This window comes from Desulforhabdus sp. TSK (assembly GCF_022836495.1).
Lineage (GTDB): Bacteria > Desulfobacterota > Syntrophobacteria > Syntrophobacterales > Syntrophobacteraceae > Desulforhabdus.
This window is the reverse complement of record NZ_BQXM01000079.1, coordinates 1-2,325: the sequence shown is the minus strand read 5'-3', so window position 1 is coordinate 2,325 and position 2,325 is coordinate 1. Positions and strand designations below refer to the sequence as shown.

The window sequence follows — 2,325 nt, the reverse complement described above, 5'->3', positions numbered from 1 at the left end:
TCTCCCTGTTATCCAGCACTAATTGTACGGTATCAGCGAACCAGATCTTGCCAGCAAAGAACTGGACGGTGGTGCTCATCGAGAGGCCACTTCTTCTTACAGTTCGTAAAAAACGGGGAATGCGCCCATCTCAAAAGCCCGCTCTTCGGCAACAGCCTCGTCTCCCTGCCCTTCTTCGATTTTGCTGGAATCCTGGCCGACACCGAAAAGGTTGAGCAAGCGCTCCTGGGCGAAGCCCTGGCCATCGGCCACCGGGTTGGCGCTGCGCACATCGAGGTCCGCCATACGCAGCCTCTTTCCTGGTTCGACGATCAACCCCCAACAACTGCAGTGCATTCGACCCGCAGGCACAAGGTCCGCATGACACTCCCGCTGCCCAGCACTGCAGAAGCCTTGATGGACTCCTTCAAATCTAAGCTGCGAAGTCAAATCAAGAAACCCCTCAAGGAAGGCCTCCAAAACGTGGTGGGCGGCGCCGAACTGCTGGATGATTTTTACGGAGTCTTCGCCGTCAATATGCGCGACCTGGGGTCGCCGGTCCATTCCAGGCGGATCATACAGAAAGTCTTCGATGAGTTTGCCCATGGCTCCACCGTCCACTGCGTCTATAAGGGGAAAAAGCCCATCGCAGCCAGCGTCGTCATCGGGTTCAAAGACACTCTCGAAAATCCATGGGCATCTTCTCTTAAGGACTACAGCCGATACAGTCCGAATATGCTCCTCTACTGGTCGATGCTCGAATACGGTTGCAACCAGGGTTATTCCCTTTTCGACTTCGGCAGATCCACCCCCCATGAGGGAACCTACAACTTCAAGCGTCAATGGGGAGCCGAGCCGCATCCGCTTCACTGGCATTATGCATCGTTGGTGGGCAAGAGATATAACGCACAAACCTCGGATACAGAGAATTTCAACAGATTCATCCAACTGTGGAAAAAGCTGCCCGTCTCCGCCACCAGGCTTGTGGGTCCGTTCATCAGGAAGCGCATCCCGGCATGAGTAGAATCCAGCTCTCATGAACATTCTCTTTATCGCTCACCGGATGCCTTATCCCCCCAACAAGGGCGACAAGATCCGCTCCTACCACATCCTTCGTCACCTGGCGTTACGTCATGCGGTATACCTTGCCACCCTCATTGACGATTCCAACGACCTTCAGCATGTGCAATCTCTATCGTCGCTGGTCAATCAGTTGAGCCTCGACGTGATTCACCCGGCGGTAAAAAGGCTGCTCAGCAGCCTGGCGCTCCTGCAATATAAACCCATCTCTGCCGCCTACTTCTATTCAAGAAAACTGCAGGCATGGATCGACAATTTGCTGGATACGGTGGACATGGACCTGGTTTTCTGCTCCTCCTCCCCGACCGCCGAGTATCTGTTTCGCTCCCGGCACAACAACGGCAAGTTAAAGAGGTCCTGCCGGATCATGGACCTGATGGACGTCGACTCCTGTAAATGGAGGCAATATGCGGAACGAGCCACCGGCCCCATGCAAATCATCTATAGGCTCGAGGCAAAAGCCCTGCTGCGCTACGAAGAGCGGATTGCCGGCGAGTTCGAACGACTGCTACTGGTGAGTGAAGCTGAAAAAGCCCTCTTTACGCAACATATTACGGTACCGCATGCACAAACGATGAACAACGGAGTGGACCTCGAATACTTTTCACCATCATTGCGTTCGTCCCTCAAGACAAGCAGCCCGACCCTGGTCTTTACAGGCGCAATGGATTACTGGCCTAACGTAGAAGGGGTAGAGTGGTTCTCGCACAACGTACTTCCAAGGATTCAGACAATCTTTCCAAAGGTAACCTTCTACGTCGTGGGCAGAAATCCGGCAGCATCCCTAAGAAAACTCGCCGGAAAGAATCCAGGCGTAAAAGTCACCGGCTATGTGAAGGACGTCCGAGACTATCTGGCTCCAGCAGACCTATGCGTCGCACCGCTTCGCATCGCCAGAGGCATTCAGAATAAAGTGCTGGAGGCGATGGCCATGGCGAAGGCGGTGGTCTGCACACCCGAGGCATTGGAGGGCATCGATGCCCACCCCGGTGAACATGTCATCGAGGCCGGCGATGCTCCATCCTTTGCGGATGCAGTAGTAGACCTTCTTGGCAACAAAGCGCGTGCGGCGGAATTGGGCAGGCAGGCTCGCCTCTTTGTGGAGGAACACTTTTCATGGCCGCGAAATCTGTCCCTCCTGGACGACATGCTTTCCACACTCTCAGCCCATAGAGGCGGGCGAAGCTAAAATGCTCTCATGCCCCTCCCCCCCCCGTCTCTTATACCCATCTGACGCTGCCGACGATACTCCTCGTGTCTCACTCA

General features: G+C 54.8%; 2 protein-coding genes. Both read left to right on the top strand.

Going from position 1 to position 2,325, the window contains the following annotated elements; genetic code table 11:
- The first annotated feature begins 21 nt into the window (after positions 1-21).
- On the top strand, positions 22-999 hold the full coding sequence (locus tag MWC30_RS21500; protein WP_306423209.1) for a FemAB family XrtA/PEP-CTERM system-associated protein: 978 nt from the start codon (positions 22-24) through the stop codon (positions 997-999).
- 16 nt (positions 1,000-1,015) lie between these two features.
- Positions 1,016-2,248 carry a TIGR03087 family PEP-CTERM/XrtA system glycosyltransferase gene (locus MWC30_RS21495; RefSeq protein WP_244086252.1) on the top strand — a complete coding sequence of 411 codons (1,233 nt, stop codon included), beginning with the start codon at positions 1,016-1,018 and terminating at the stop codon, positions 2,246-2,248.
- The last annotated feature ends 77 nt before the right edge of the window (positions 2,249-2,325 follow it).